Annotated in this window: 17 protein-coding genes and 1 pseudogene; 10 read left to right on the forward strand and 8 right to left on the reverse strand. The window is 73.8% G+C overall.

Annotated elements, in window-relative coordinates:
- Positions 1-265: 265 nt before the first annotated feature.
- Complete coding sequence (locus tag ACQEVC_RS30275) at positions 266-1,957, forward strand: cholesterol oxidase substrate-binding domain-containing protein (RefSeq protein WP_432884249.1); 1,692 nt, start codon at positions 266-268, stop codon at positions 1,955-1,957.
- Between the two features lie 167 nt (positions 1,958-2,124).
- Positions 2,125-2,796, forward strand: coding sequence for a class I SAM-dependent methyltransferase (locus ACQEVC_RS30280; RefSeq protein ID WP_432884252.1), 672 nt, complete (start codon positions 2,125-2,127; stop codon positions 2,794-2,796).
- On the opposite strand, the gene ACQEVC_RS30285 is transcribed toward ACQEVC_RS30280, so the two are convergent.
- From ACQEVC_RS30285 to ACQEVC_RS30310, 6 genes are all read right to left on the reverse strand, one after another.
- Positions 2,788-3,612 (reverse strand): inositol monophosphatase family protein, encoded by an 825-nt coding sequence (locus ACQEVC_RS30285; RefSeq protein ID WP_432884255.1) that lies wholly within the window; start codon positions 3,610-3,612, stop codon positions 2,788-2,790. The two genes, ACQEVC_RS30280 and ACQEVC_RS30285, sit on opposite strands and share 9 nt — an antisense overlap.
- 85 nt (positions 3,613-3,697) lie before the next feature.
- Positions 3,698-5,167 carry an NADH-ubiquinone oxidoreductase-F iron-sulfur binding region domain-containing protein gene (locus tag ACQEVC_RS30290; protein ID WP_432884258.1) on the reverse strand — a complete coding sequence of 490 codons (1,470 nt, stop codon included), beginning with the start codon at positions 5,165-5,167 and terminating at the stop codon, positions 3,698-3,700.
- A complete protein-coding gene (locus tag ACQEVC_RS30295; RefSeq protein ID WP_432884260.1) occupies positions 5,164-6,924 on the reverse strand; it encodes a hypothetical protein in 1,761 nt (586 codons plus the stop codon). Before ACQEVC_RS30295 ends, ACQEVC_RS30290 begins: the two co-directional genes overlap by 4 nt.
- Positions 6,925-7,215: 291 nt before the next feature.
- On the reverse strand, positions 7,216-7,338 hold the full coding sequence (locus ACQEVC_RS30300; protein WP_318394143.1) for an MFS transporter small subunit: 123 nt from the start codon (positions 7,336-7,338) through the stop codon (positions 7,216-7,218).
- Complete coding sequence (locus ACQEVC_RS30305) at positions 7,335-8,804, reverse strand: OFA family MFS transporter (RefSeq protein ID WP_432891771.1); 1,470 nt, start codon at positions 8,802-8,804, stop codon at positions 7,335-7,337. The genes ACQEVC_RS30300 and ACQEVC_RS30305 overlap by 4 nt, the downstream gene beginning before the upstream one ends.
- A gap of 206 nt (positions 8,805-9,010) precedes the next feature.
- The gene (locus ACQEVC_RS30310; RefSeq protein ID WP_432884263.1) at positions 9,011-9,781 is read right to left on the reverse strand and encodes an SIR2 family NAD-dependent protein deacylase; all 771 of its coding nucleotides are present in this window, start codon (positions 9,779-9,781) and stop codon (positions 9,011-9,013) included.
- A gap of 202 nt (positions 9,782-9,983) precedes the next feature.
- Here ACQEVC_RS30310 and ACQEVC_RS30315 point away from each other — a divergent pair, with 202 nt between their 5' ends.
- From ACQEVC_RS30315 to ACQEVC_RS30335, 5 genes are all read left to right on the forward strand, one after another.
- The gene (locus ACQEVC_RS30315; protein ID WP_432884266.1) at positions 9,984-10,784 is read left to right on the forward strand and encodes an SDR family NAD(P)-dependent oxidoreductase; all 801 of its coding nucleotides are present in this window, start codon (positions 9,984-9,986) and stop codon (positions 10,782-10,784) included.
- Between the two features lie 175 nt (positions 10,785-10,959).
- Positions 10,960-12,138 carry a winged helix DNA-binding domain-containing protein gene (locus ACQEVC_RS30320; protein WP_432884269.1) on the forward strand — a complete coding sequence of 393 codons (1,179 nt, stop codon included), beginning with the start codon at positions 10,960-10,962 and terminating at the stop codon, positions 12,136-12,138.
- Positions 12,139-12,444: 306 nt separating this feature from the next.
- Positions 12,445-12,915 carry a DoxX family membrane protein gene (locus ACQEVC_RS30325; RefSeq protein ID WP_432884272.1) on the forward strand — a complete coding sequence of 157 codons (471 nt, stop codon included), beginning with the start codon at positions 12,445-12,447 and terminating at the stop codon, positions 12,913-12,915.
- Positions 12,916-13,006: 91 nt separating this feature from the next.
- A complete protein-coding gene (locus ACQEVC_RS30330) occupies positions 13,007-13,501 on the forward strand; it encodes a YbhB/YbcL family Raf kinase inhibitor-like protein (protein ID WP_432884275.1) in 495 nt (164 codons plus the stop codon).
- Positions 13,502-13,565: 64 nt separating this feature from the next.
- Positions 13,566-14,534, forward strand: a complete 969-nt coding sequence (locus tag ACQEVC_RS30335; protein WP_432884278.1) for a GNAT family N-acetyltransferase — start codon at positions 13,566-13,568, stop codon at positions 14,532-14,534.
- 13 nt (positions 14,535-14,547) lie between these two features.
- On the opposite strand, the gene ACQEVC_RS30340 is transcribed toward ACQEVC_RS30335, so the two are convergent.
- Positions 14,548-16,080, reverse strand: a complete 1,533-nt coding sequence (locus ACQEVC_RS30340) for a glycoside hydrolase family 43 protein (protein WP_432884281.1) — start codon at positions 16,078-16,080, stop codon at positions 14,548-14,550.
- A 257-nt stretch (positions 16,081-16,337) separates the two neighbouring features.
- Between ACQEVC_RS30340 and ACQEVC_RS30345 the strand changes: the two genes are divergently transcribed.
- The 3 genes from ACQEVC_RS30345 (at position 16,338) to ACQEVC_RS30355 (ending at position 19,479) form a co-directional block, all read left to right on the forward strand.
- Positions 16,338-17,360: a LacI family DNA-binding transcriptional regulator gene (locus ACQEVC_RS30345; protein WP_346261273.1), complete on the forward strand. Its 1,023-nt coding sequence runs from the start codon at positions 16,338-16,340 to the stop codon at positions 17,358-17,360.
- Positions 17,361-17,706: 346 nt separating this feature from the next.
- On the forward strand, positions 17,707-18,012 hold the full coding sequence (locus ACQEVC_RS30350) for a hypothetical protein (RefSeq protein WP_318397220.1): 306 nt from the start codon (positions 17,707-17,709) through the stop codon (positions 18,010-18,012).
- A 15-nt stretch (positions 18,013-18,027) separates the two neighbouring features.
- Entirely contained in the window at positions 18,028-19,479 is a 1,452-nt protein-coding gene (locus tag ACQEVC_RS30355) for a cupin domain-containing protein (protein WP_432884285.1), read from the forward strand.
- An 8-nt stretch (positions 19,480-19,487) separates the two neighbouring features.
- On the opposite strand, the pseudogene ACQEVC_RS30360 reads toward ACQEVC_RS30355, so the two are convergent.
- A pseudogene (locus ACQEVC_RS30360) lies at positions 19,488-19,568 on the reverse strand (FHA domain-containing protein); the annotation flags it as partial.
- Positions 19,569-19,574 lie beyond the last annotated feature (6 nt).

Consider the following 19,574-nt stretch of genomic DNA (forward strand, 5'->3'; position numbering starts at 1 on the left):
TAGTGAAACGGCGGCCCGGCGGCCGGTGTCGGGCGCGGAGTGCCGCGATCGGGTCCCGTCGGCAACCCCGGGTCACGCCTGCCGGGTTGACGGTGATTGCCGCTGTTGACGGCGGTGTGCCGGCGTTGTCGCTTTGCTCAGCGACCCCCATTTGTCCGCCCGACCGAGTTCCGTCGAGCGGTCCCGGGGTAAGGCGCGATCATTTCGCGCCGGCAACGATCTTTTCGCGGCCGGCGTCGACCTTGTCCGAGCAGAGGGGAACGAGATGGCTCTCACCCGACGCGGCTTCCTCGAAGCGTCCGCCGTGACGGCACTGGGCACACTGTGGACGCCGGGGGACCGCCCGGCACCGCCGGACTTTCCGGCGGAGGTACCCGTCGAGCGCGCGGCGTACCGCAACTGGGCCGGCGAGATCCAGGCGGACGGCGTCTGGACCTGTACCCCCCGGACGGCGGCCGACGTGGTGACGGTGACCAACTGGGCGTACCGGAACGGCTACTCGGTGCGGGCCCGGGGCTACCGGCACACCTGGGCACCGCTGACCGTCCCGGCCGACGGTGCCGCCGACCGGACCATTCTGGTGGACACCACCCGGCACCTGACCTCGATGGCGGTCCTCTCCACCGCGCCCGCGGCGGTACGCGTGCAGGCCGGCGCCTCGATGGACGACTTCCTCGCGTTCCTGGAGGAGCACGGGCTCGGCGTGACCAACACTCCCGCCCCCGGCGACCTGAGCGTCGGCGGGGTGCTGGCGATCAACGGCCACGGCACCAGCGTGCCGGCCGACGGCGAGACGCCGGCACCCGGGCACACCTACGGGTCGCTGAGCAACCTCGTCCTGTCGCTCACCGCCGTGGTCTGGGACGCGGCGGCCGGCGGGTACGCGCTGCGCACCTTCGACCGCTCGGATCCGGACTGTACGGCGCTGCTCACCCACGTCGGCCGGGCGTTCGTCACCGAGGTGACGATGCGGGTCGGGGCCAACCAGAACCTCCGCTGCGTCAGCCGGGTCGACATCCCCGCGTCGGAACTGTTCGCCGCCCCGGGCACCGGCGGCCGTACCCTGGCCAGTCACGTCGCGGCGGCCGGGCGGGTCGAGGCGATCTGGTTCGCCTTCACCGACAATCCGTGGCTCAAGGTCTGGAGCGTCAGCCCGACCCGGCCGCTGACCTCCCGCCCGGTGGTCACCCCGTACAACTACGTCTTCTCCGACAACGTCCCGGAGCCGGTCTCGGAACTGGCCGAGCAACTGCTGACCGGGGCGTGGGCGCTGACCCCGACGTTCGGGCAGGTCCAGTACACCACCGCCGCCGCCGGGCTGACCGGCACGCTCGCCACCGACCTGTGGGGGCCGTCGAAGAACCTGCTGCTCTACGTCAAGCCGACCACCCTGCGGGAGACCGCCAACGGGTACGCGGTGCACACCAACCGGGGCTCGATCCAGCGGGTGGTGCACGAGTTCGCCCGGTTCTACCAGCGGCAGTTGGCCGGGTACCAGGCCCGGGGGGAGTTCCCGGTCACCGGCCAGGTGGAGATCCGGGTCGCCGGGCTGGACCGGGCCGCCGACGTAGGCGTACCCGGGGCGGAGCCGCCGGCGCTCTCCGCGGCCCGGCCCCGGGCCGACCACCCGGATTGGGACACCGTGGTCTGGTTCGACGTGCTGACCTTCCCGACCGCGCCCCGGGCGCACGCCTTCTACCGGGAGATGGAGACCTTCTTCTTCACCAACTACACCGGCTCGTACGCCGGCAGCCGGGTCGAGTGGTCGAAGGGCTGGGGCTACACCGACTCCGCCGCCTGGGCCGACCCGACCATGCTGACCCGGACGGTGCCGGACTCCTACCGGCACGCGCCCGACCCGACCTGGGACCGGGCGGTGGCGGAGCTGAACGGGTACGACCCACACCGGGTGTTCAGCAACGCCTTCCTCGACGTGCTGCTGCCCGGCACGCCCTGATGCCGCTCACCCGCTGATCCGACGGTCGGCCGGGCACCCGGCCGACCGTCGCCATCCGGGCCTGCTGCCCAGGTCGGCCTGCGCCCTGAGCGAACACTGCTGGCCCGGCACTGCCGTGTGATGCGGAAATGGAACCGGAACCGTGCAGCCGACCGGGGGAGGAACCGATGCGTGGTGGCGCGGCGTACGACGAGATCGCCGACTGGTACGAGGCGGAGTTCCTGCCCCAACGTACCGTCGCCGACGACGATCTGGAGATCGGCCGGACCCTGCGTCTGCTGCTGGGCCCCGGCGAGGGACCCTGCCTGGAACTCGGCTGCGGCACCGGTGCGTACGCCGGCACGGTCCGCGCCCTCGGCCGGACGCCGCTCGGGGTCGACCTCTCGGCCGGCATGCTCCGGTACGCCCGCGGCCGCCTGCCGACCGTGCGGGGCGACGCCACCCGGCTGCCGGTCCGGGACGGTGCGCTGCCGGCGGTCGTCGCGGTGATGGTGCACACCGACATGCCCGGCTATCCGGCGGTGCTCCGGGAAACGGCCCGGGTGCTGGCCCCCGGCGGGACCTTCGTGCACGTCGGGGTCCACCCGTGTTTCTGCGGCGGTTTCGCCGACCGCGCCGACCGGAACGCGGTGCTGATCCGCCCCGGTTACCGGGACAGCGCCTGGACGAAGGAGTCCTGGACCGACCAGGGGATCCGGGACAAGGTCGGCGCGACGCACCGTCCGCTGGCCGAACTGCTGCACATGTTCCTGGACGCCGGGCTGGCCTTCGAGCGGTTCGCCGAGGCCGGCGCACCCACCCCGATCGTCTTCGCCGTCCGGGCCCGCCGGTCAGGCTGAACCGGTCGCCCGGCCCTGGCCGGCGCCGCCGAGGCGGCGCAGCGCGGCGTCGTGCAGCGCCGGGGTCCGGGCGAACAGCGACGGTCCGGCGGCCGGTCGGGACCGCCCGTCGAATCCGCTGTACCGGCCACCCGCCTCGGTCACGATCAGCGAGGTGGCGGCGAAGTCCCAGACCTGCCCACGGGTCTGCACCGCGAGGTCCAGTTCGCCCCGGGCCACCAGCAGCGCGGCGTGGGTACGCCACGAGGTCGGCGTGGTGACCGCCCACAGCGGGGCGATCATCTCGCGTTCGGCCGGGTAGACCTGCTCGTCCGGCGGTACCACCCCGAGCCGGCTGCCGGGCAGCGGGTCGGCCGCGCCGGATCCACCGGAGCGGAGGAGCCGTTCTCCGGTCACCTCGGTCCCGGAGATCTCCGCCTGGTAGGCACCCGCGCCGCGCCGGGCCCACCAGATCGTCCGCTGTGCCGGCAGCGCGGCCACCCCGACGACGATCTCGCCGGCCTCCTCCAGCGCGACGAGTACCTGCCAGCGGTCGTCCCCGGCGACGAACTGGGCCGTACCGTCGATCGGGTCGACGATCCAGCGCCGGGCGGCCCGCCCGGTCTGCCCGACCTCCTCGCCCAGGATCGCGTCGTCGGGCCGCGCCCCGGCCAGTACCTCCCGGATGGTGGCCTCGACGGCCCGGTCGGCCTCGGTCACCACGCTGCCGTCCGCCTTGCGCTCCCGGTCGAGCCGGCCGAGGTCGGCGAAGTACCGGAGGGCGACGGCGGCACCGGTCAGCGCGGCCCGCCGGGCAAGGAGAAGATCGTCTTCCATGGACCCATCCTCGCCCGTGCCGCTGTCCGGTACGCGGCCGGGTGGCGAGGGCGGTGGGAAGGGCCCCTTCCGGGCCGGTGAACGATCAGCCGTTGACCGGGGTCATCCGCAGAGCCAGGGCCGGGCACATCCGTACCGCCTTGCGGGCGCCCCCCTCCAGCCAGGTCGGCACCGGAGTGGACGGGAACGACGGGAAGCCGTTGGAGTCCAGCCGGACGAACTCCGGCACCACGCTGGCGCAGAGCCCGTGCCCGTCACAGCGGGACCAGTCCACCACCAGCTTCGAGGTCGGGGCATCGGCCGCGTTGGGCAGCCCGAGGATGCCCTTCACCTTCTTGCCGCAGGTGCCCCGGGCGGCGTGTGCCTCCAGGTCCTCGGTGAAGATCTCCAGCGCCGAGGTGGCGAACCGCGCCGTGCCGTCGGGGTGGCTGCACGCGCCGCGACCCTTCACCGCACCGGCCGCCGCCCGGACCACCTCGGCGGCGGCGCTGCCGCCGACGATCAGGTCCAGCGACCGGGCCAGGTCCGGCAGGCCGAGCCGGCACGGCCCGCACTGCCCGGCGGACTCCCCGGCCAGGTAGGTGACGACCTGGGCGGCCTCGCCGAGCGGGCACACCTCGGCGCTCAGCGGCATGATGATGCCGGCGCCGAGCGCGCCGCCGACCTTGGCGAAACCGGCCCGGGACACCTCGGCGGTGGCGGCGCCCTCCGCGCTGATCCACTTGCCGTGGTAACCGCCGGTCAGCACACCCGGCCCCGCCGGCGTCTCGCAGAGCTCCAGCACGTCCCGCAGCGGAATGCCGGTCGGGCATTCCACCACCGCCGGGCGTCCCGCGGCGCCGGTCACGGTGAGCAGTACCGTGCCGGGCTCGTCGGCGGTGCCGACCGTGCCGTACTCGTACGGGCCGAGCCGGGCCGCCAGGGCGAGCTGGGCGTAGGTCTCGGCGTTGGAGAGCAGCGTCGGCAGGCCGCCCACCCCGGTGTCGCTGGCCCGCACCTTGCGCCCCGGCGGGATGTGCGCCTCGCCGTTGATCCCGCGCACCAGGGCGCCGCCCTCGCCGGAGATGAACCGGTGCGGCACGGTGACGATGCCGGTGCGTACCGGCATTCGGCGTTCGGCCAGCGCGGCGGTCAGCGACGCCTCGCCGATGCCGTCGTCGGCGACGCCGATGACGATCTCGTCGGCGTCCAGGGCGTAGGCGGCGATCGCGGCCCCGTCCAGGATCAGGTGCGGCGCGCGGGTCAGCAGCGCCTTGTCCTTCCAGGCACCGGGCTCGCCCTCGGTCGCGTTCACCACCACGACGGTCGGCAGGTCCTGGCGGTCCGCCGACTCCAGCACCGCCCGGAACTTACGGGCGAACGGGAAGCCGGCGCCACCCTTGCCCTTCAGCTCGATTCCCTCGACCAGCCGGAGCAGGCCCTTGGGGGAGAGCGGGTTGACGGCACCGTGCACCATCTCGTGCGCGGCCAGGTCGAGCCGGCCGAACTCGTCGAACCCGGCGGTGAGCCGGGGCTCGCCGAAGCAGGCGACCGGGGGTACGGCGGTCAGGCTCACCGCGCTTCACCTTTCAGGCTGGTCCAGTACGCGCCCTCCTCGGCCGCCTCGTCCGAGTCGTCCCCGCGCCGGGAGGACCGGCTGGGCGGCTCGTCGGACCTGCGGGACCGGCGGGTGGCGAGGTCGATCAGGGCAGGCTTGTCGTCGTCGTCATCGTCGTCGTCCGCCCGGGCGACGAGGTTGGGCTCGTACCGGGCGGCCCGGCCCCACTCCGCGGTGCTCTCCTCGGCGTCGTCCCCGCCGCGCGTCCGGCTGTGCCGACCGGAACGGTCGGCCGGCTCCTCGTCGGCGGCCCGCCGTCGCCGGCCCGCCCGGGTGGCACCGGTCGACGTCGGCTCGTCCTCGGGCTCCCGCCACGACCGCCGTCCCGACCCGTCGGTGTCCCGGCGAGGCCGCCGGCTCTCGCCGGGCTCGTCGCGGCCGGTGCCGGCCGCCGTGTCGTCCCAGGCGCGCGGCCTGCGGTACATCGCGTCGTCCTCGCCGCCCCGTGGACGCTCCCACGGGTCTCCCGTGCCGTCGGCGGCCCAGCGCCGTGGGCTGTCCCAGGGCACCTCGGCGTCGGTGAGGTCGCCGTCGGAGTCCGCGCCGGCCGACATGCTGCCGGGCGGCGGCACCTCGGGCACCGCGAACCGGTCGGACCGGCCCCGGGGCGCGTGGGTGCTGTCCAGCTCTCCGGCCAGGGCCCAGGCGTCGATCGCCGCCTCCGAACCGCCGCGCAGGTCGGAGAGGCTCTCCCGGCGACGCCGGCCGCCGCCCTGGGTGTCGTCCATCCGGTCGCCGTAGGTGTCCCGGTCGCCGCGGGCGGACCTGCTCCCCGGCTCGCCGCGCCGGCCGCTCAGGGTGTCCGGGTCCTCCCAGCGGTTGCCCCGGCCGCCGCGCGGGCCGGCGAGGGTGTCGTCCTCCCAGCGGGTGCGCCGGCTCCGGCCGCTGTCCCGGCCCGGGGAGTTGGCCCGGCTGGCCCGGATCTCGTCGGCGGTCCGGCGCTTGGCCGGCGCCATCGAACTGGTCCGGCCGATCGGGCCCGGCTTACCCGGCTTGCCCGGCCGCCCCGGCTTGCCGGGCCGGCCGACCGGCGACAGCGCAGCGGTGGTCTGGCCCTGCTCGGCACGCTTGCGGCCCAGCGTGACCGAGAGCCGGACACCCAGCAACGCCAGCACGAGAGCCACGCAGAGCAGATAACTGAGGGTGACCCAGGTGGCCGCGGCCCGACCGGCCTGGAGCCCGTGCACCAGCGCGATCGGCCAGGCGGCGTACGAGATGCTGTGCAGCGTCCGCCACAGCCACGGCTTGCCGACTCCGGCGAACCGGGCCCGGACCAGACCGGTCCAGAGCACCGCCACCATCATCGCCCCGGCGACGGTGCCAAGCCCGACGTAGACGTTGGCGCCGTTGACGAACGGCAGCAGCGCCTTGTCCGGGCTGATGTGCCCGGCCGCGATCTTCGTCAGCACGTGCAGCACCAGGCAGAAGACCGCGATGATGCCGAGTGACCGGTGGGCCGACTGGAGCAGTACCCGGTGCCGGATCAGCAGGACGATCCGGTCGGTCGCCACCAGACCGACCATCACGGTCAGGCTCAGTGACACCAGGGTGGCCGGTCCGGCGAAGAACGTCATGTAGACGAACATGTAGGCGTTGATCAGCCCACCGATCGGGCTCAGCATCGCCGCCGCCCACGCCGCCGCCAGTGTCGAGACGACGAGCACCGCTACCGCACCCTGCGGCTTGGGTGTGCTTCCCCGGCTGGTGAAGCTCATGGGGACGCTGGCACGCTGCATCTGTCTCGTCCGGGCCATCTGCTCCTCGATCTTCCGCCTCGGCGCCCACCACCGCGCCCCGCCTGCCCGCTCGTCGCGCGACGAGCACGGCCGCCCATTGTGCCCCGTCCTGATCGCGCCACTTTGGGCGGAGTCGTACCGCCGCGCGTCGCTCGACGGCGGTCCGACCCACATCAGGTACGGGAAAACGGGCCGGGGGGATGAGTCCCGTGCCGATTATGTTTCACGATCGGTGGAGTTGGCTGCCCCCCGGGGGTGGGCAATCCGGGGTCAACCGGTGAAGAGCTTCGCCGCGGTGATGACGGTCTGTACGACGCCGTACCCGAGGAGTGCGGCGACCAGCAGCCACGAGATCCAGAGTCGGCCGGACTGGTTGTTCGGTTGCCCGGTCATCGGGTGCTGCTCCTCTCGGTCCCGGTCGCCTCGGCGGCCGTGGCGGCGTCGGGGGTGTCGGACCGCTCACCCTCTGTGGTGTCCGGAACCGGCGTGTCGGTCGTCCGGGCCGGCTCGTGGAAGCGGTCCGGCACCGGCCGGATCAGCAGGTTCGCCACGAACCCGATGGCCAGTACGCCGACCATGGTGAACAGTGCCGGCCGGTAGGCGGAGGCGGTGAGGGTACCCGGCTTGCCCTGTGCGTCCAGGAAGCCGTTGATGATCAGGGGCCCGGCGATTCCCGCGGCCGACCAGGCGGTCAGCAGCCGGCCGTGGATGGCACCGACCTGGTAGGTGCCGAACAGGTCCCGCAGGTACGCCGGCACGGTGGCGAAGCCGCCGCCGTAGAAGGAGAGGATGACGCAGGCCAGCAGGACGAAGAGCGCGGTCGCGGTGGAGCCGACCAGGGCGAGCAGGGCGTACAGCACCATGCCGACGCCCAGGTAGACCAGGTAGATCGGCTTGCGCCCGATCATGTCCGAGGTGGACGACCAGACGAACCGGCCGGCCATGTTGAACAGTGACAGCAGCCCGACGAAGCCACCGGCCGCCGCGATGGTGACGCTGGAGGTGCCGCCGTCCCGGAAGAAGTCCTGGATCATCGGGCTGGCCTGTTCGAGGATCCCGATCCCGGCGGTGACGTTGCAGAACAGCACGATCCAGAGCAGCCAGAACGACCGGGTCCGGATCGCGTTCGACGCCGAGACGTTCGCCGTGGTCACCAGGGGCTTGGCGGCCACCGTACCCGGATCGAAGCCGGCGGGGCGCCAGCCCGGCGCCGGAACCCGGACGTTGACCACTCCGAACATCATGATCGCGAAGTAACCGACGCCCAGCGTGACGAAGAGCCCGACGAGGGCGCCGCCGGAGGCGACCGAGGCGGAGTTGGCCGGGTCGTAGCCGGAGTCGTAGAGCGAGAGCAGTTGCCGGGAGAGCGGGCTGGCCAGCATCGCGCCGCCGCCGAACCCCATGATCGCCAGACCGGTGGCCAGCCCGGGGCGGTCCGGGAACCACTTGATCAGCGTGGAGACCGGCGAGATGTAGCCGATGCCGAGCCCGATGCCGCCGAGGAAGCCGTAGCCGAGGTAGACCAGCCAGAGCTGCCCGGTCGCGATGCCGAGCGCGCCGACCAGGAAACCGGCGCCCCAGAAGCAGGCCGAGACGAACATCGCCTTGCGCGGCCCGTTCGACTCCACCCAGGTCCCGCCGAGCGCCGCCGAGAGGCCGAGCATCACGATGGCGATGCTGAAGATCACCCCGATCGCGGTCTGGCTGGCGTCGAAGTGCGCGATCAGGGAGTTCTTGTAGACGCTCGTCGCGTACGCCTGACCGATGCACAGATGCACGGAGAGTGCCGCCGGTGGTATCAGCCAGCGACTGTATCCCGGTGGGGCGACGGTGTGCTGGTGGTCGAGTGCGGACATCAGCGACACGGCGTACCTCGCTTGCGGGCAGGGCGGGCGTGGCGCGGTGCTCCGGATGGGTCGTCCCGGGTCGACGCCGGCCGCGGTGGCTTTGCTCTTCGCCCGGAACCTAGTCCCCGGTGCGCGGCGCCTTGATCATCGATGCGTCGCCGATCGGCGGACGGTCGATCGGCTGAGACGAACGGTCGTTCGTATACCGTACGCGGTCGTCAGTCCGCCCCGACGGCGGCGGTGAGCGCGGCGGCGATCCGGGGCAGCGCGCTGCCGATCGGCTCCCGGATCACCTCGTCGGCCAGGCCGTCGTAGGGGGTCGGGTCCCGGTTGACGATCACCAGCCGGGCACCCGCCCCCACCGCGAGCCGGCACAGCGAGGCGGCCGGCTCGACCAGCAGCGAACTGCCGACCGCGAGCATCAGCTGACTCGCCGCCGCGATCCGCTTGGCCTGGTCGAGGGTGTCCGGGTCGAGGTACTGGCCGAACAGCACGACCGCGAGCTGGAGGACGCCCCCGCAGTCCCGGCACGGCGGATCGGCCTCGCCGGCCGCCACCCGGTCGAGGGTCGCTCCCGCGTCGGACCGTGCCCGGCAGCCGGTGCAGACCACCGAGCGCATGCTGCCGTGCAGCTCCAGCACCTTGCGGGCGGCGATCCCGGCCATCTGGTGCAGGCCGTCGACGTTCTGGGTCAGGATCCGCACCGCGAGGCCGGCCCGGTCCAGCTCGGCCAGCGCGTGGTGCGCGGCGTTCGGCTCGGCCCGCCAGGCGGCGTGCCCCAGATAGGTCCGCCAGAACCGGGCCCGCACCTGCGGGTCGGCCATGAAGCGGTGGTGGGTGAACGCGTCTGCGAGCTTCGGGTCCCGGGTCCAGACCCCGTCCGGCCCCCGGTAGTCGGGCACCCCCGAGTCGGTGGAGATGCCGGCCCCGGTCAGCACCGCCACCCGGCGTACCTCCCGGGCCCACCCGGGGATCTCGACGTCCTCCATGGCGGCCCATCGTAGGTAGCGCCGGCGGCCGGAGCGACAGGTTATCGGCGGGCGGCCCGGTGCGGCGGCCGCCCTGGCTCAAGTGTGCGGCGGGTACCACCTGCGGGTGGTGCCCGCCGTCCCGCCGTCGAGGTACGGCACTACGGTCGGATCTGTAGGGATACGCGCCGGTCCTCCTGGACCGCTCACATTGGGGAGCCTCATGACCGTGCAGATCGACCTGACCGGCCGGACCGCGCTGGTGACCGGATCGACCCAGGGCATCGGCGCCGCCATCGCCACCGGGCTGGCCAGAGCCGGCGCGCGGGTGGCGGTCAACGGTCGTACCCCTGACAGTGTCGCGCGGGCCACGACCGCGCTGCGGGCCGAGGTGCCGGACGCCGAGGTGGTCGAGGTCCCGGCCGACGTCGCCACCGACGACGGCACGGCGCGGACCCTCGAACTGCTGCCCGCCGTCGACATCCTGGTCAACAACCTGGGCATCTTCGGCGCCCGACCGGCGCTGGAGATCGACGACCAGGAGTGGCGGCGCTACTTCGAGGTCAACGTGCTGGCCGCGGTACGGCTGACCCGGAGCTACCTGCCCGGGATGATGGAGCGCGGCTGGGGACGGGTGCAGTACATCGCCAGCGACTCGGCGGTGGTCATCCCAGCCGAGATGATCCACTACGGGGTCTCCAAGACGGCACTGCTCGGCGTCTCCCGGGGGTTCGCCAAGGCTGCCGCCGGGACCGGCGTGACGGTCAACTCGGTGATCGCCGGCCCGACCCGCACCGGCGGGGTGGAGGACTTCGTCTACCAGCTCGTGGACCGGAACCTGCCGTGGGCGCAGGCGCAGCGCGAGTTCATGCGGCTGCACCGGCCGCAGTCCCTGCTCCAGCGGCTGATCGAGCCCGCCGAGATCGCCAACATGGTCAGCTATCTGGCGTCGCCGCTCGCCTCGGCCACCACCGGCGCGGCCGTACGGGTCGACGGCGGCTACGTCGACGCGATCGTGCCGTAATACGCCGTCACGCACCGTTGTCGCAGACGGTTCTGTGTCTGCCGTACTGCCATCAGCCGACAAGGCCTCTATTCTTGACAACCGAAGTTGTCGGTGCGATGCGCCGTGGTCGGCCGCCTCGGCCAGCACCTCTGCTAGACAGGGGTTCGACGGAACGGCGGGTGAGGAGGCAGGGGTGCGGATCGAGGTGGCCGAGCGGCAGGCCAGGATCGGCCGGCGGCACCGCCTGGCGGCCGACGCCCGGGCCGACGACCCGGTCGCGGTCGCCCGGGACCTGGTGGCGCTGCACGCCTCCGATCCGCCCACGGTCTATCTGGCCCTCTTCGCCCGGCTGGCCGGCGCCGACGTCGACGTGCGGACCGTCGACCGGGCGCTCTACGACGACCGGACCCTGATCCGGATGCTCGCCATGCGCCGGACCATGTTCGTGACCCCGGTCGAGTCCGTGCCGGTGCTGCACGAGGCGGCGGCCCGGACCGTCGCCGGCCGGGAGCGGCGCAAGCTGCTCGGCTTCCTCGCCGAGGCGGGCGTCGCCGACGACGTCGAGCGCTGGCTCGCCGGGGTCGAGGCGGTGGCGCTGCGGGCGATCGAGGCACGCGGCGAGGTGACCTCGGCGGAACTCGCCGAGGAGGACGAGCGGCTGCGCCAGCCACTGGTGTTGGCCAGGGGAAAGTCGTACGAGGGCCGGCAGCGGGTGGTCGCCCGGCTGCTCCTGCTGCTCGCCGCCGAGGGGCGGATCGTGCGGGGACGGCCGCGCAGCACCTGGCGGTACAGCCCGTACCGCTGGTCGCTGGCGCAGCGGTGGTATCGGGTGGCTCCGGAGCCGTGGACGGCCGAGGAGGCCGAGGTCGAGCTGGCCCGCCGCTGGCTGGCCGCGTACGGGCCGGCGCCGGCCGAGGACCTGCGCTGGTGGGCCGGGTGGACGGTCGGGCAGACCCGCCGGGCACTCGCCGGGGTCAAACCGGTCGAGGTGGAACTGGACGGCGGCACCGGACTGCTGCTCCCCGACGACCTCGAACCGGTACCCCCGGTCGAGCCCTGGGCGGCGCTGCTGCCCGGCCTGGACCCCACCCCGATGGGCTGGTCCCGGCGCGAGTGGTTCCTCGGCGGGCACGGTCCCCGGCTCTTCGACCGGTTCGGCAACATCGGCCCGACGGTGTGGTGGGACGGCCGGATCGTCGGCGGCTGGGCCCAGCGCAAGGACGGCGAGATCGCGTACCGGCTGTTGGAGGAGGTCGGTGCCGAGGCGGTGGGTGCGGTGGAGGCGGCGGTGGCGGAGCTGACCGGACGGCTCGGCGAGGCCCGGATCACGCCGCAGTTCCGTACCCCGCTGGAACGGGAACTCTCCGGCTGACCCGGCCGCACCGCGAGTCGGGCCGGCACCGCAGGTACCGGCCCTCGGCAGCAGAGCAGCCCGAGTTCGGCGTCGGCACCGACCCGCTCGACCACCCGCCGGGCGGCCGGCAGCAGGCTCCAGCCACAGTTTGCCCTTCTCGGCGGCGGTCAGCACCCGGTCGACCATGCCGACGGAGGTCACCGGCTCCGACGGCCCGGTTCCGGCCGGTGCCGGGGATCGCCGGCCGTTCGGGGTACCCGGTGTGCGGGCGGGCTATCCGGGTAGGTGTGCCCGGACAGCGGTACCGGCAGAGCGGAGCGACCGATGAACGTGTCCCATCTTCCGCTGCGCCTCGCGATCGGCGCGTTCGTGCTGAACTCGGGCGTTTCCAAGTGGAACCTCCAGGGCGAGGAGGCGGCGGGCATGCACGGGATGGCGGTCGGGGCGATCCCGCCGATCAAGCGGGTCCCGCCGGAGCAGTTCGCCCGGCTGCTGGCCGGCACCGAGGTGGCCCTCGGCGCCGCGCTGCTGCTCCCGGTCGTCCCGTCCGCGCTGGTCGGGCTGGGCCTGCTCGGCTTCGGCGGCAGCCTGATGCGGCTGTACTGGGCGACGCCCGGCATGCACCAGCCCGGCAGTCCCCGCCCGACCCAGCAGGGCATGCCGATCGCCAAGGACAGTTGGCTGATCGGGGCCGGCCTCACCCTGCTCCTCGACGACGTGCTCGGCCGGGCGGCCGGCAAGCGTCGGGGTCTGGGGCGGCAGATCGCGCGCCGGTGCGGCAAGCGTCGCGGCTGACCGCGCGGCGACCCGGCCGGCGGCTGTTTCGGCCTGCCCATTGCGGGTACGCCCGGAAGCAGACGAGCGGCACCACCGGCGTCGTCGGCCGGTGGCGTCCGGACAGATCCCGCACCGGGAGGAGGTCGACGCCATGGCCGGGATCCTGATGCGCAGCCGCGCCTTCAACGACCACGACCGGCTGCCGGACCGGTTCTCCCGGGACGGTGGCAACATCTCGCCGCCACTGGAGTGGTCGGACGTGCCGGAGGAGGCGACCGAGCTGGTCCTGCTGGTCGAGGACCGGGACGCCGGGCGGACGCCGTTCCTGCACTGGCTGGTGACCGGGATCGAGGCGACCTCCGGCGGTGTCGACGAGGGGCAGACCCCGCCGGGCGGCCGGGTCTGGGCGAACGGCTTCGGCACGGCCGGCTGGGGTGGCCCGCACCCGCCGATGAACGACGACCCGCACCGGTACTTCTTCCGGCTCTACGCCGTGAACCGGCCGCTGGAACTGCCCGGTGCGCCGCAGGCGCCGGACGTGCACGCCGCGGTGCGGCAACTGGAACTGGCCAGCGGCAACATGGTCGGCACCTTCGCCCGCTGAGCCCCGGCGCGCCGGTGGAAAAAATCGGCGGCGCGGGACGGCCGACCGGGGTTAGATGCTCGACATGCGACTGCCCCCCGGCTGGTCCGTGCGCCGGCCCGGCCTCGACGACGTGCCGGCGATCCTCGCCGTGGTGCACGCCAGCGACATCGCCGCGCTCGGGCACCCCGACTTCAGCGCCGACGACGTACGCGAGGTGTTGACCGCACCCGACCTCGACCTGGCCCGGGACACCTGGCTCGCGCTCGACCCGGACGGCGAGGTGCGCGGCTGGTCCTACCTGGAGGACTCCAACCGGGGGCCACGGGAGACGGTCGAGGTCTACGTGCACCCGGAGCTGGGACTGCCGGCCCAGGTGCCGCTGCTGACGATGCAGCTCGCCCGGTCCGCCGAGCGCGCCGCCGAGTTCGGCCTCGCCGCGATGACCGTACGGGCGCTCGCGCTGCCCACCGAGGAGCGCTGGATCGGCGTACTCCGGGACGCCGGCTTCGAGTTCGTCAAGCGGTACGCCCGGATGCGCCGGCCGCTGGCCGGGGTGGCCGCCGAGCCGCCGCCCCCGCCGCCGGGGGTGCTGGTCCGGCCGGTCCGGTCGACGGACGACGCCGAGCTGCGCACCTTCCACCGGATCCTGGACTCGGCCTTCCGGGACACCCCGGACTACCAGCCGGCCAGCTATGACCAGTGGCGGGCCCAGGTGGCTGCGCTGCCCAGCGTCGCCTGGGACGAGTGGTTCGTCGCCGAGGTGGCCGGCGAGCCGGTCGGCATCCTCCAGTCCGCCGACCAGACCCTCGACCAGAACGAGGGCTGGGTGAAGCAGCTGGCGGTGCTGCGGGAACACCGGCGGCGGGGCGTCGGCGCGGCACTGCTGGCCCGGGCCTTCGCCTGCTACGCGGGCAAGGGCCGGGAGTACGCCGGGCTCGGCGTCGACCTGAGCGACCCGATCGGCCCGGTCCGGCTCTACCGGTCGGTGGGGATGAGCCCGCTCTACGAGGCGGTCGTCTTCGAGCGGACCGTCGCCGCCACCACCGGGTAGGAACGTCGGCGGGTCAGGCGTCGACCAGGTCGTCGTCGACCACCTCGGCCCGGTCCAGCGAGGCGAGGACCCGGTAGTCGTACCAGTCGACGCCGATGGCGTCGGCGGTGGCGTAGCAGCCGATCACCCGCCCGGTGAAGCCGCCGGCGACCTCGGTGGAGAGGTATCGCCCGTCGAGTTCGGCGAGGACAACGAACTCGCCGCCCGGGGCCTCGTAGCCGAGCCGCACCACGTCCGGCTCCTGCCGGGGGTGGTCCATGCCCGGCCCCGAGGCCCAGGTCTCGACGCGCAGCACCACCGGGCCGGTGACCGGGCGGCTGCCGATCCGCTGGCACAACGGTCCGATCCGGGCCCGTACCCAGACCTCGCCGCCGCCCAGCTCGACCGCGTAGTGGTGCGCCTCGTCGAGGCGTACCGCCAGGCCGCCCCGGCCGACGCCGGGGTCGACCAGGGCGCGTACCCGGACGTCGTGCTGAACCTGGCGGCGGCCGACGAAGGTCACCGTCGGCTCGTCGAGTGAGCCGCCCCGGGCCCGCAGGGTCAGCCAGCCGGGGCGTTCGATCAGCGAGACGTCCTCCGGCGGACGGCACCGGACCGAGATCCACTGCGGATGCAGCTCGGTGGTGTCGAAGTCGTCCCGCGCCGGTGCGGCACCCACCGGCGCGGGGGCCGGGGCGGTGGTACTCGGCACCGTGCCGATCGGCCCGACCGCCGGCCAGCCGTCGGACCAGGTGACCGGGGCGAGGAAGGTCTCCCGGCCGAGTACGTGCCAGCCGGGCGTGCCGCCCCGGGCGCGTACCCCGAGGAAGACCAGCCACCACGAGCCGTCCGCGGCCCGCACCAGGTCGCCGTGCCCGGTGTTCTGCACCGGGTGGTCGGTGCTGCGGTGGCTGAGGATCGGGTTGGCCGGGCACGGCTCGAACGGACCGTCCGGGGCCGGGCCCCGGGCCACCGAGATTCCGTGCCCGCGTTCGGTGCCGCCCTCGGCGATCAGCAGATACCAGGTGCCGTCGACCTGGTAGAGGTGCGGCGCCTCCGGTGCCTGCGCGCCGGGGGTGCCGGACCAGATCCGTTTCGGCGTGCTGAGCGCGGTGCCCCGGACCGGGTCGATCCGCAGTTGGTCGATGCCGGCGACCGTGCACCAGCAGGTGCCGTCGTCGTCCCAGGCCAGGTCGGGGTCGATGCCGAGGACGTCGGGCAGGTGCACCGGCTCCGACCAGCGGCCGGCGGGATCTTCGGCGGTGACCAGCAGGGTGCCGCCGTGCGGAACGTTCGAGGTGATCAGCCAGAACCGGCCGTCGTGGTGCCGCAGGGTGGGCGCGTAGACCCCGCCGGAGGAGGGTGTGCCGGGCGGCAGGACGAGCTGGCTGGGCCGGTCGAGGACGTTGCCGAGCTGGGTCCAGTTCACCAGGTCCCGGCTGTGGAAGATCGGAACGCCCGGGAAGTATTCGAAGCTCGAACAGGCCAGGTAGTAGTCGTCACCGACCCGGCAGACGCTCGGGTCCGGGTGGAAGCCGGGGATGACCGGGTCGCCGGGGATCGCCATCAGGAATCGATCACGGCCCGGGTACCGGCCGTCCGAGCTGGAGGGATCGTGGTCGCGGCGGAACGGGGCATGGACGATCCTCTCCGGCGTAAACTTTCCGGAATTGTTCCGTAACTCGTTCGGAACGTTATGGCCCACCGTGCGGTCAGTCAACCCCGGAACCTGCGGCAAAATACTGGGAGGGCGCGCGACCGACGCCGGTGCACCCGCGAAAGTGTTTCGGTCGTAGGCTGGAGCCTCAACGAAGGAGCTGCCTCGTGACGGTCGACGAAGGACGCAGGATCACGATCACCGCCATCGCCCAGGAGGCGGGCGTGTCGGTGCCGACGGTCTCCCGGGTACTCAACGGCCGCAACGACGTGGCGCCGCAGACTCGGGAACGGGTGGAGGAACTCCTCCGCCGGCACGGCTACCGCCGACGGGCCACCCGACCGAGGGCCGGGGCGAGCCTGATCGACCTCATCTTCAACGACCTGGACAGCCCCTGGGCGGTCGAGATCATCCGAGGGGTGGAGGACGTCGCGCACGCCTCCGGGGTCGGCACGGTGGTCTCGGCGATCCACCGCCGGTCGACCTCGACCCGGCAGTGGTTGCAGAACCTGCGTACCCGGGCCACCGACGGGGTGATCCTGGTCGCCAGCGACCTCGCCCCGCCGGTGCACGCCGAGCTGCGCCGGCTGAACGTGCCGATGGTGCTGGTCGACCCCGCCGGGGTGCCGAACCTCGACATCCCCACCATCGGCGCGACGAACTGGGCCGGTGGGCTGCGCGCCACCGAGCACCTGCTCTCGCTCGGCCACCGCCGGATCGGCTTCATCGCCGGCCCGCCGCGACTGCTGTGCAGCCGGGCCCGGCTCGACGGCTACCGGGCCGCCCTGGACGCGGCCGGCATCCCGCTGCGCGACGAGCTGATCGTGCCCGGCGACTTCTACCACGAGTCCGGCTACTCCGGCGGCGCCGCGCTGCTCGACCTCGACGAGCCGCCGACGGCGATCTTCGCCTCCAGCGACCAGATGGCGTTCGGGGCGTACGAGGCGGTCCGGCGGCGCGGTCTGCGGGTGCCCGACGACGTCAGCGTGGTCGGCTTCGACGACCTGCCGGAGGCGCGCTGGGCCTCGCCCCCGCTCACCACCGTGCGCCAGCCGCTGGCCGAGATGGGGTTGCTGGCCGCCCGGACGGTGCTCCGGCTGGCCGGCGGCGAGCCGCTGGACACGCCCCGGGTCGAACTCTCCACCGACCTGGTGGTCCGGGACAGCTCGGCGCCGTACGCCCGGAAGTGACGACGGCTTTCGACCGAGCCGCGTCCTTCCCTACCCGGACAGTTTCCGCTGCCTGCCGGCCGAACTTCCGGGAGATTTCCGGTAGAAGTCGGAGGACCTGTCGAGACATTTCGGGCGGCGGGTCGACCCGGCACGGGTCGGCATCGCCTGCCGCGCCGGGCAGGCACTTTGCCCCGAACAGCGCCGCCTGCCGTGCCGGCTGACCGCGACCGGTCCGCTGGGTCGCGAGTCACCCGCGCACATGAGCGGACCGGTTTGCCGGGTTAGAGGTGATCGGGGGCGGGGTACCACCCCCGCGTAGCGACGCCCGGCCGCGCGGCGGGGCGCTGACCCGAGGGAGCACCCGATGAGACTCGACGACGACGACATCCGGACCACGGGCGGCGGCGGTGGGGAGGGGCCGGCCGACGGCGGGGCCAACCCGCTGGGCCGGGACGGTGGCGCCGATGGTGCCGCCGAAGGCCCGGCCGACGCCGGAGCCACACCGGGGCAGCACGACGGTGGGGCCGACGGCAGTGCCGAGGGGCCGGCCGACGGCGGCGCGACCCCGGGGCAGCACGACGGTGGGGCCGACGGCAGCGCCGAGGGGCCGGCCGACGCGGGCGCGGCACCCGGGCAGCAGGACGGCGGCGCCGACAGCGCCGCCCGCTAGCGCTGGCCACCGGCGATGACCGAGTACGACGGGTGGACCGGCACGGTCGCGCCGGAGTGCCGGCCGGACGCTTCCCGGGCGGACTCGCCCGACGCGCCGCCGACCGAGCGGCGGAGCGCGCCACCCGGACCGGTGGCGCCGGCCGTACCGGCCGCGGATCCGGCGACCGGGGCGGGCGGCGACGGTCGCCCGGCCCGGTCCACCGGCCCGGCGGTGCGGACCGGCCCGCCGAGCCGACCGGCCCTGGCCCGCTGCGTGGCGGTCGAACCGGCGAAGTTCGCCGCCGCGTACTGGGGACGGGCCGCACTGCTGTCCCGGGCGGCCGAACTGGGCAACCCGGACGGCTTCCGGGATCTGCTCAGCCCGGCCGACGCCGACGAACTGCTCAGCCGGCGCGGACTGCGTACCCCGTTCCTGCGGGTGGCCAAGAACGGGCAGGTGCTGCCGACCGGGCAGTACACCGGCGGTGGTGGGGCCGGGGCCGAGATCACCGATCAAGTGCTCGACGAGCGGGTCCTCGCGCTCTACGCCGACGGCGCCACCCTGGTGCTCCAGGGACTGCACCGGACCTGGCCACCCCTGATCGACTTCACCCGCGAACTGAGCCTGCACCTCGGCCAGCCGCTCCAGGTGAACGCCTATCTCACACCGGCGGGAAACCAGGGCTTCGCCACCCACTACGACACGCACGACGTCTTCGTGCTCCAGGTCGACGGGCACAAACACTGGCAGGTCCACGAGCCGGTGCTGCCCGACCCGCTGGAGCGGCAGCCGTGGGGCGGCCGGGCCGACGAGGTCGCCGCGGTCGCCGACGGCCCACCCGCGCTGGACGTGGTGCTGGGTCCCGGTGACGCGCTCTACCTGCCCCGGGGCTGGCTGCACAGCGCCCGGGCGCAGGACGAGAGCAGCCTGCACCTGACCGTCGGCGTCCGGGCCCTCACCCGGTACGCCATCGTCGAGACGCTGCTGGAGTTGGCCGCCGAGGATCCGCGACTGCGCGCCACGCTGCCGTTCCGGATGGACGTGGCCGAGATCGACCAGGTCGAGCCGGAGCTGACCGAGACCGTCGAGGCGCTACGGGACTGGCTGCTGCGCGCCGACCCGGGCGCGGTCGCCGCCCGGCTGCGAGCCCGGGCCTGGCCGGCGGCCCGACCGGCGCCGATCCGGCCGCTCGCCCAGGCGGCGGCGATCGCCGCGCTGGACGCCGACAGCCGGCTCGCCCCCCGGGACGGCCTGCGCTGGCAGTTGACGGCCCAGCCGGCCGGCGACGACGGCGGCCGGGGCCGGGTCGTGCTGTCGCTCTTCGACCGCACGGTGACCTTCCCGGCCCAGTGCGCGCCGGCGGTCCGGGCGTTCCTCTCCGGCGGGGTGCACCGGGTCGGCGACCTCCCCGGGCTGGACGACGACGCCGACCGGATCGTGCTGGCCCGGCGCCTGCTCCGCGAGGCGGTCGCGGTCCCGGCCTGAGCAGAGGACGAACCTGACATCCGGCTCGGCACGACGTCGGTCTCGGGCCCCTCCAACATCTCGTCGAGAGGACCAAGGTCCGGCGTGGACGGGGC

It is taken from the genome of Plantactinospora sp. CA-294935, from assembly GCF_050936445.1.
Classification (GTDB): domain Bacteria; phylum Actinomycetota; class Actinomycetes; order Mycobacteriales; family Micromonosporaceae; genus Plantactinospora.

Bases quoted from the DNA above. Each gene is read 5' to 3' on its own strand.
- ACQEVC_RS30275 (WP_432884249.1), top strand. From the start codon at position 266: ATGGCTCTCACCCGACGCGGCTTCCTCGAAGCGTCCGCCGTGACGGCA.
- ACQEVC_RS30280 (WP_432884252.1), top strand. From the start codon at position 2,125: ATGCGTGGTGGCGCGGCGTACGACGAGATCGCCGACTGGTACGAGGCG.
- ACQEVC_RS30285 (WP_432884255.1), bottom strand. From the start codon at position 3,612: ATGGAAGACGATCTTCTCCTTGCCCGGCGGGCCGCGCTGACCGGTGCC.
- ACQEVC_RS30295 (WP_432884260.1), bottom strand. From the start codon at position 6,924: ATGAGCTTCACCAGCCGGGGAAGCACACCCAAGCCGCAGGGTGCGGTA.
- ACQEVC_RS30300 (WP_318394143.1), bottom strand. From the start codon at position 7,338: ATGACCGGGCAACCGAACAACCAGTCCGGCCGACTCTGGATCTCGTGG.
- ACQEVC_RS30310 (WP_432884263.1), bottom strand. From the start codon at position 9,781: ATGGAGGACGTCGAGATCCCCGGGTGGGCCCGGGAGGTACGCCGGGTG.
- ACQEVC_RS30315 (WP_432884266.1), top strand. From the start codon at position 9,984: ATGACCGTGCAGATCGACCTGACCGGCCGGACCGCGCTGGTGACCGGA.
- ACQEVC_RS30325 (WP_432884272.1), top strand. From the start codon at position 12,445: ATGAACGTGTCCCATCTTCCGCTGCGCCTCGCGATCGGCGCGTTCGTG.
- ACQEVC_RS30335 (WP_432884278.1), top strand. From the start codon at position 13,566: ATGCGACTGCCCCCCGGCTGGTCCGTGCGCCGGCCCGGCCTCGACGAC.
- ACQEVC_RS30340 (WP_432884281.1), bottom strand. From the start codon at position 16,080: ATGGCGATCCCCGGCGACCCGGTCATCCCCGGCTTCCACCCGGACCCG.
- ACQEVC_RS30350 (WP_318397220.1), top strand. From the start codon at position 17,707: ATGAGACTCGACGACGACGACATCCGGACCACGGGCGGCGGCGGTGGG.
- ACQEVC_RS30355 (WP_432884285.1), top strand. From the start codon at position 18,028: ATGACCGAGTACGACGGGTGGACCGGCACGGTCGCGCCGGAGTGCCGG.